Origin of the sequence: Pseudomonas sp. Wu6 (assembly GCF_019891515.1) — a bacterium.
In the GTDB taxonomy this organism is placed as follows: Bacteria; Pseudomonadota; Gammaproteobacteria; order Pseudomonadales; family Pseudomonadaceae; genus Aquipseudomonas; species Aquipseudomonas orientalis_A.
This window is the reverse complement of sequence record NZ_JAFLXH010000048.1, coordinates 23,704-32,075: the sequence shown is the minus strand read 5'-3', so window position 1 is coordinate 32,075 and position 8,372 is coordinate 23,704. Positions and strand designations below refer to the sequence as shown.

Below are 8,372 nucleotides of genomic sequence, written 5' to 3'. Positions count from 1 at the left end.
TCAAGCCTGCGTTCGGGCACACCGAGCATTAGCGAGGTGCCGAGTGGTGGGGCAAGAGCGTTTTGCTTACTTTTGCGCTTTTCAAAAGTGAGCCGCCGTCAGGGCGGAACCTTAAGCAGCCGTTACCGCAGAAACGGATATGTACTGGATCTGATCCAACATCCTGGTCGGCCCGGAGGCCGCCATCGGGGGCAAGCCCCCTCCCACATTGGACCGGGATCGACACCAACCATCCTGGTCGGCCCGGAGGCCGCCATCGGGGGCTAGCTCCCTCGCCACATGCCGGTGTCATATCAAAGCTGTGTAGATACCTATGCCCCGATGAGGCCAGTGAAGTCACCCCAGATCAAACAGCCAGCAACCGCTCGCGCAACTTGCCAATCTCATCCCGGGTCTGCGCCGCTGCCTCAAACTCCAGATCGCGCGCCAACTGATACATCTTCTCTTCCAACTGCCGAATTCGCTTGGTGATTTCACTCGGCGAGCGCAGTTCGTTCTCGTACTTGGCGCTTTCCTCGGCAGCCTTGGCCATGCCCTTGCGCTTCTTGCTGCGCGAGCCGGGTACGGTGGCGCCTTCCATGATGTCGGCCACATCCTTGAACACGCCCTTGGGGGTAATGCCGTGTTCCAGGTTGAACGCAATCTGCTTCTCGCGACGACGCTCGGTCTCGCCGATCGCCCGCTCCATGGAACCGGTGATGCGGTCCGCATACAGGATCGCCCGGCCGTTGAGGTTACGCGCCGCGCGGCCGATGGTCTGGATCAGCGAACGCTCGGAGCGCAGGAAGCCCTCCTTGTCCGCGTCCAGGATCGCCACCAGTGATACCTCGGGCATGTCCAGGCCTTCGCGCAGCAGGTTGATGCCCACCAGCACATCAAAGGTGCCCAGGCGCAGGTCCCGAATGATTTCCACCCGCTCCACCGTGTCGATGTCCGAGTGCAGGTAGCGTACGCGCACGCCGTGGTCGGCCAGGTAATCGGTCAAGTCTTCGGACATGCGCTTGGTCAGGGTGGTGACCAGCACGCGCTCTTCCAGGGCCACGCGCTTGTTGATCTCCGACAGCAGGTCATCGACCTGGGTCAGCGCCGGACGGATTTCGATTTGCGGGTCGACCAGGCCGGTCGGTCGCACGACCTGTTCAATTACCCGGCCGGCGTGTTCGGCCTCGTAGTTGCCAGGCGTTGCGGAGACAAAGATGGTCTGCGGGCTGATGGCTTCCCATTCGTCAAAACGCATCGGCCGGTTGTCCAGCGCCGATGGCAGACGGAAGCCGTATTCCACCAGGGTTTCCTTGCGTGAACGGTCGCCCTTATACATCGCGCCGACTTGCGGCACGCTGACGTGGGATTCGTCGATCACCAGCAAGGCATCCGGCGGCAGGTAATCATAGAGTGTCGGTGGCGGCGCACCGGACTCGCGGCCCGACAGGTAGCGCGAGTAGTTCTCGATGCCATTGCAGTAGCCCAGCTCCAGGATCATCTCCAGGTCGAAACGGGTGCGCTGCTCCAGGCGCTGGGCTTCCACCAGCTTGTTGTTGGAACGCAAATACTCCAGGCGCTCGGCCAATTCCACCTTGATGCCCTCGATCGCGCCCATCAGGGTTTCACGCGGGGTCACATAGTGGCTTTTTGGGTAGAAGGTGAAGCGCGGCAGTTTGCGAATCACCTCGCCGGTCAACGGGTCGAAGGCCGACAGGCTTTCGACTTCATCGTCGAACAGCTCGATGCGGATCGCCTCCAAGTCGGATTCGGCCGGGTAAATGTCGATCACATCGCCGCGCACGCGGAACGTCGCACGGGCAAAGTCCATGTCGTTGCGGGTGTACTGCAGGCTGGTCAGGCGCCGCAGCAGTTCGCGCTGGTCGAGCTTGTCGCCGCGATCAACGTGCAGCACCATTTTCAAATAGGTTTCCGGGCTGCCCAGGCCGTAGATGCACGAAACCGTGGTGACGATGATCGCGTCCTTGCGCTCCAGCAAGGCCTTGGTCGCCGACAGCCGCATCTGCTCGATATGGTCGTTGATCGACGCATCCTTCTCGATAAAGGTATCGGAGGACGGCACATAGGCTTCGGGCTGGTAGTAGTCGTAGTAGGAAACGAAATACTCCACCGCGTTGTTCGGGAAAAACGCCTTGAACTCGCCATACAGCTGCGCGGCCAGGGTTTTGTTCGGTGCCAGCACCAGGGTCGGGCGATTGATCTGCGCGATCACGTTGGCGATGCTGAACGTCTTGCCTGAACCGGTCACCCCAAGCAGCGTCTGATGCGCCAGGCCGGCCTCAATGCCTTCGACCATCTGGCGAATCGCTTCCGGTTGGTCGCCGGCGGGTTCAAAACGGGTGACGAGCTGGAAATCCGACATAACGTACCTCGTGTGGTCACCCCAGACTCAACACCGCCAGGGACGAAATAGCTCAGCAACCCACGAATAATCATCGCAGGTTGCAGGAAAAAACCATGATAGCCGTAGTAGTGGTGACGAAGGTGTCGGGTTTCAAGGCAAACGTCCTACCTGCCGTCCGGGATCAATCTGCAATAAGACTAACGGTGGGCAATTAAACCGAAAAACTTGGCCGAAAAGCCATTTCCGCTGTCGCCCTCAGCCGTGATGGCCTCTATACTAGCTCCCCGTTTGTGCACCGCTCTAGTGCAACCGGCTGGAGCGCGACACGTCCCTCCCTTCCCCCATAGAGCTGCCGCAAAAATGAGCCTGTTCTCCGCTGTCGAAATGGCACCACGCGATCCAATCCTGGGCCTCAACGAAGCATTCAACGCCGATACTCGAACCACCAAGGTCAACCTTGGCGTGGGCGTTTACTGCAACGAGGAGGGGAAGATTCCGCTCTTGCGTGCCGTTGCCGAAGCGGAAGCCATTCGCGTGGCGCAACATGCCGCCCGTGGCTACTTGCCGATTGACGGCATCGCAGCCTACGACAAGGCCGTGCAAACCCTGCTGTTCGGTGATAAGTCGCCGCTGCTCGAAGCCGGCCGTGTGGTGACCGTGCAGGCCGTGGGTGGCACCGGCGCGCTGAAGATCGGCGCCGACTTCCTCAAGCAGTTGCTGCCCGACGCCGTGGTGGCCATCAGCGACCCGAGCTGGGAAAACCACCGCGCGCTGTTCGAAACCGCCGGTTTCCCGGTACAGAACTACCGCTACTACGACGCCGCCACCCACGACGTCAACCGCAGCGGCCTGCTCGAAGACCTCAACGCCCTGCCGCCACAGTCCATCGTGGTGTTGCACGCCTGCTGCCACAACCCGACCGGTGTCGACCTGAGCCCGGCGGACTGGCAGAACGTACTGGACGTCATCAAGGCCAAGAACCTGGTGCCGTTTCTCGATATGGCCTACCAGGGCTTCGGCGACGGCATCCACGAAGACGCCGCCGCGGTGCGCCTGTTCGCGGAGTCGGGCCTGACCTTCTTCGTGTCCAGCTCGTTCTCCAAGTCGTTCTCCCTGTACGGCGAACGCGTGGGCGCCTTGTCCATCGTCGGCGACTCCAGGGAAGAAAGCGCGCGCATCCTGTCCCAGGTCAAGCGTGTGATCCGTACCAACTATTCCAACCCACCGACCCACGGCGCGGCAATCGTTGCAGCGGTACTGAACAACCCTGAGCTGCGCGCCCAGTGGGAAACAGAACTGGGCGAAATGCGCCTGCGCATCCGCGGCATGCGCGAGCAGATGGTGGCGGAGCTGACCAAGGCCGCGCCAGGCCACGATTTCAGTTTTGTCGGGCGCCAGCGTGGGATGTTCTCCTACTCCGGCTTGAGCGTTGAGCAAGTCACCCGCCTGCGCAGCGAGTTTGGCATCTATGCACTGGATACCGGCCGCATCTGTGTGGCGGCGCTGAACCAGTCGAACATTGCTGCGGTCACACAGGCAATCGTTCAGGTGCTGTAAACCTGCCGGCGTTGAACGAGGGGGAAGCCAAGGGCTTCCCCCTTTTTGTTGGCGAACGCACTAGACTGCACACCGACTGTCCCTTTGCTGTGAGAGCCCTATGAGAAACGACGACCTGGATCTGCGTGCCGACCGCGACGAACTGCATGACTATGCTCCACGCGCGCCGCAAGCCAAGCGCCAGAAAAGCCTGGTGCTGCAAGTGGCGCTGGGGGTGTTCCTCGGTGGCCTGGCGTTGTGGCTGGTGCAACTGGGCGCCACGGCGATCATGGCCAAGCTGGCCATGGGCACCTTCCAATTCGGCGGCTGATCAAGAGCGAAACGTGGGAGGGGGCTTGCCCTGATGTTGTAGGAGCGAGCTTGCTCGCGAAAAACTCACAGCCACCGCGTTTATCCAGCAATTACGCGTTATCGTTGACGTTTTTCGCGAGCAAGCTCGCTCCTACGTTGGATTCAGGCTGCTGCAAGCCCGCGTTCCTCCAGCAGTTTTACGAAGCTGTTCAGGCTCTGCGACACCGTGCCCCGGCGCCAGATCAGCCAGGTATTCAACACACGGAAGTTTTCCGTCAACGGCCAGACGCTGACCGCCGCCGCCCCCGGCATGCTTTCCAGCATACTGCGCGGCATCAACGCCAGCCCTGCCCCGGCGCTGACGCAGGCCAGCATGCCGTGATAAGACTCAATCTCGAAGATTTTGCCCGGCACCGCACCGTCCTGTGAGAACCAACGCTCGAAGTGATGCCGATATGAGCAGTTGGAACGAAAGGTGTAGATGTTCTCGCCATTCACCTCCCGCCCCCGCGTGATCGGCGCATGATGCAGCGGCGCAATCACCACCATCTCCTCTTCAAACACCGCCACGCCCTCCAGCGTGGAGTGCAGCACCGGGCCATCGACAAAGGCCGCCGTCAAACGCCCGGACAGCACGCCTTCGATCATCGTGCCCGACGGTCCCGTGCTCAGGTCCAGCTCAACCTTGGTGTACTGCTGGTTATACGCCGCCAGCAACGCGGGAATACGCACCGCCGCGGTACTTTCCAGCGAGCCGAGGGCAAAGGCGCCCTGGGGTTCCTCCCCCGCCACCGTGGCGCGGGCCTCCTGTACCAGATCGAGAATACGCCGCGTATAGCCGAGGAAATTCCACCCGGCCGGTGACAGGCGCAGGCGGCTTTTCTCGCGGATAAACAGCTCCACGCCCAGGTCCTGCTCCAGTTGTTTGATCCGCGTGGTCAGGTTCGACGGCACCCGATGGATCAACTGCGCGGCGGCGCTGATGCTGCCTTGTTCGGCAACGGCCTTGAAGATTTCCAACTGCACCAGATCCAATTCATTCTCCAATCGTGAATGTATTGCTTAATATTATTCAGTTTTCGGAAAACGTCCAGCAGCGTACGCTGGCTTCCATTCCCATCACCCCTGCAGGACGGTGCCATGAACGCTATTTCCCATCAGACCCACGCGTTGTCGATCAACCCGGCCAATGGCGAGACCGTTGGCAGCTACGCGTATGAAAGCCCGTCGCAGCTGGATGCCGCGCTCACCCGTTCCACCGCTGCCTTCCGCACCTGGCGCCGCCAAACCGTGGGCCGCCGCGCGCAATTGCTGTTGGCCCTGGCCGACGCCCTGCGTGACCAGGCCGAAGCCATGGCGCAGATGATCACCCTGGAAATGGGCAAGCCCATTGCCCAGGCCCGTGCCGAAATCGAGAAATGCGCCCAGCTCAGCGAGTGGTACGCGCAACACGGCCCCGCCATGCTCGCGCCGGAGCCGACCCTGGTGGACAACGGCAGCGCGCGGATTGAATACCGCCCGCTGGGGCCGATCCTTGCCGTGATGCCGTGGAATTTCCCGGTATGGCAGGTATTGCGTGGCGCCGTGCCGACCCTGCTCGCCGGCAACACTTACGTGCTTAAACATGCGCCGAACGTGATGGGCAGCGCTTACCTGATGCAGCAGGCGTTCCAGAAGGCCGGCTTCGCTGAAGGCCTGTTCGAGGTCATCAACGTCACCACCGAAGGTGTGTCCAGCGCCATCGCCGACCCACGTATCGCCGCCGTCACCCTCACCGGCAGCGTGCGCGCCGGTATCGCCATCGGCTCCCAGGCCGGTGCGGCACTGAAAAAATGCGTGCTGGAACTGGGCGGCTCCGACCCGTTCATCGTGCTCAACGACGCCGACCTCGACGCCGCCGTGCAGGCCGCGCTGATCGGTCGCTTCCAGAACAGCGGCCAAGTCTGCGCCGCCGCCAAGCGCTTGATCATCGAGGCAGGTGTGGTTGAAGCCTTTACCGCCAGGTTCCTTGAAGCCAGCCGCAACCTGGTGATGGGCGACCCGACCTCGCCTGCCACCTACATCGGCCCCATGGCGCGCTTCGATCTGCGCGATGAGCTCCACGACCAGGTCCAGGCCACCCTCGACGAAGGCGCCACCGTGCTGCTGGGCGGCAACAAGGTGGCGGGCGCAGGCAACTACTACGAACCCACCGTATTGGCCGACGTCACCGACCAGATGACCTCGTTCAAACAGGAACTGTTCGGCCCCGTTGCGTCCATCATCACCGCCCGCGACGCCGACCATGCGGTGGCCCTGGCCAACGACAGCGAATTCGGCCTGACCGCCAGTATCTTCACCACCGACCCGGCGAAGGCGCGGGGCATCGCCGACCAGTTGGAAACCGGTGGGATCTTCGTCAACGCTTACAGCGTTTCCGACCCGCGAGTAGCATTTGGTGGTGTGAAGAAAAGCGGATTCGGCCGTGAGCTGTCGCACTTCGGCGTACGCGAGTTCTGCAACGCGCAGACGGTGTGGCTCGACCGTCAATAAACAGCCCTGGCTTCAACACACATCAAAGGTGGGAGGGGGCTTGCCCCCGATGGCGGTGGATCAGCCAGACATCTGTCACTGACACACCGTTATCGGGGGCAAGCCCCCTCCCACATTTGGATCCAGACAACCTTGGGGGCCGTACCTATTCTAAGCAATCAGCGAATATGTCGCCGCACGCACTGCACCAACCCGTCCAGCGCCTGCGACTTCACCGGCGCCAATACGCACACGGTGTGTTCACGCTCGCCCTCGGTCACGGTGAGCGTGTAATGCACCTGCCCAGGATTGCCGGAGGGTTGAGTACTTTGCGGCAACTGGAAAAACTTCGACTGCTCGATCAGTTGCCGCAACTCCTGCTGATCCTGCTCGGGCAGTGCATCGAGCTCGACACTGCGAGGTTTGGCCAAGCCCGGAAAGAACGCCGGGCCGCCGTTTTCCTTGATCGAGATTCGCATGGCTGTTCCTCACCGCCCTGGCGGAGTGTCAGACGTTGATACCGACCGCTTTCCAACCTTCCTTCACGGCCTTCTGCTCATCCTTGTTCGCGCCATAAAGGCGCCCGGCGACATCGTAAGTGATACGTGCAAAACGCAGAAACCCCGAGTTCGGCCGCAACCGCGAATCACGCAGGGCGTCATACCAGATACGCCCGGCACGCTCCCAGGCGAACCCGCCAATACGCGTAGCAACCTGATAGAACGCATGGTTGGGAATGCCGGAATTAATGTGCACGCCACCATTGTCGTCATAGGTTTGCACAAAGTCATCCATATGCCCCGGCTGCGGGTCCTTGCCCAGCAATTTATCGTCAAACGCCGTGCCGGGGGCCTTCATCGAGCGCAGCGCGGTGCCTTTGATCTTTTTGGTAAACAGCCCCTTGCCGATCAGCCAATCGGCGTCCTCGGCCTTTTGCTTTAAAGCGTACTGCTTGATCAGCGATCCGAACACGTCCGACAGCGACTCGTTCAACGCACCCGACTGGTTGAAGTACATCAACTTGGCTTCATCCTCGGTCACCCCGTGCGCCAACTCGTGACCAATCACGTCCAGCGCCACGGTAAAGCGGTTGAACAACTGCTGGTCGCCATCACCAAAGACCATCTGGGTCGAGTTCCAGAAAGCATTGTTGTAGTCCTGGCCAAAGTGCACGGTGGCATCCAGCGCCATCCCGGCATCATCGATGGAATTGCGATCGAACACCTGGTCGAAAAAATCGAAGGTCGCGCCCAGGCCGTCGTAGGCCTCGTCCACCGCGGCATCACCGCTGGCGGGTTGCCCTTCGCCACGGATCAGCTTGCCGGGCAGGCTGTCGGTGTTGTCGGCGCTGTAGATCGAGCGCTGCTTCTCGGCGCCCGCCAGCAGCGCCATGCGGGCCGGGCCTTTGGCGGGCACGGCGACCATGCGCAACGAGCGGAACGTGCTGTCCTTGGCGCGCGTGCGCAGCGCAACCTCGCGCTGGGCTTTGTCACCGTGGCGCGCGATCTGGTCGAGCATGTACGGCGGGATCAGGCAGAAAATCGGATTTCGCGGGTGGCGAACACACATAAGCTGGCTCCTTTTTGGCGTGTGGTGAACGGCCGGTTAACGACTTCAGGATAGACGCGCGTCCGCCGCCTGGGACAAATTGTCATGAAATCATGTTGCA

At 61.4% G+C, this 8,372-nt stretch carries 7 protein-coding genes; 3 read left to right on the top strand and 4 right to left on the bottom strand.

Going from position 1 to position 8,372, the window contains the following annotated elements; all coding sequences use genetic code 11:
* Positions 1-346: 346 nt before the first annotated feature.
* The gene (gene uvrB / locus J1G34_RS24380; RefSeq protein ID WP_065894094.1) at positions 347-2,362 is read right to left on the bottom strand and encodes an excinuclease ABC subunit UvrB; all 2,016 of its coding nucleotides are present in this window, start codon (positions 2,360-2,362) and stop codon (positions 347-349) included.
* Between the two features lie 342 nt (positions 2,363-2,704).
* Between uvrB and J1G34_RS24375 the strand changes: the two genes are divergently transcribed.
* Both J1G34_RS24375 and J1G34_RS24370 read left to right on the top strand, forming a co-directional pair.
* Positions 2,705-3,901: an amino acid aminotransferase gene (locus tag J1G34_RS24375; RefSeq protein WP_065894093.1), complete on the top strand. Its 1,197-nt coding sequence runs from the start codon at positions 2,705-2,707 to the stop codon at positions 3,899-3,901.
* Between the two features lie 100 nt (positions 3,902-4,001).
* On the top strand, positions 4,002-4,211 hold the full coding sequence (locus J1G34_RS24370; protein WP_043047518.1) for a hypothetical protein: 210 nt from the start codon (positions 4,002-4,004) through the stop codon (positions 4,209-4,211).
* 143 nt (positions 4,212-4,354) lie between these two features.
* Here the strand turns inward: J1G34_RS24370 and ptrR are convergent, their stop codons facing one another.
* Complete coding sequence (ptrR, locus tag J1G34_RS24365; protein WP_065894092.1) at positions 4,355-5,227, bottom strand: putrescine utilization regulator PtrR; 873 nt, start codon at positions 5,225-5,227, stop codon at positions 4,355-4,357.
* Positions 5,228-5,332: 105 nt separating this feature from the next.
* On the opposite strand from ptrR, the gene J1G34_RS24360 reads away from it, so the two are divergent.
* Positions 5,333-6,724, top strand: coding sequence for an aldehyde dehydrogenase family protein (locus J1G34_RS24360; RefSeq protein ID WP_222994748.1), 1,392 nt, complete (start codon positions 5,333-5,335; stop codon positions 6,722-6,724).
* Between the two features lie 158 nt (positions 6,725-6,882).
* On the opposite strand, the gene J1G34_RS24355 is transcribed toward J1G34_RS24360, so the two are convergent.
* Together J1G34_RS24355 and J1G34_RS24350 are read right to left on the bottom strand one after the other, a co-directional pair.
* The gene (locus J1G34_RS24355) at positions 6,883-7,182 is read right to left on the bottom strand and encodes a protealysin inhibitor emfourin (RefSeq protein WP_065884129.1); all 300 of its coding nucleotides are present in this window, start codon (positions 7,180-7,182) and stop codon (positions 6,883-6,885) included.
* A gap of 28 nt (positions 7,183-7,210) precedes the next feature.
* On the bottom strand, positions 7,211-8,272 hold the full coding sequence (locus J1G34_RS24350; protein ID WP_065884131.1) for a M4 family metallopeptidase: 1,062 nt from the start codon (positions 8,270-8,272) through the stop codon (positions 7,211-7,213).
* Positions 8,273-8,372: the final 100 nt, after the last annotated feature.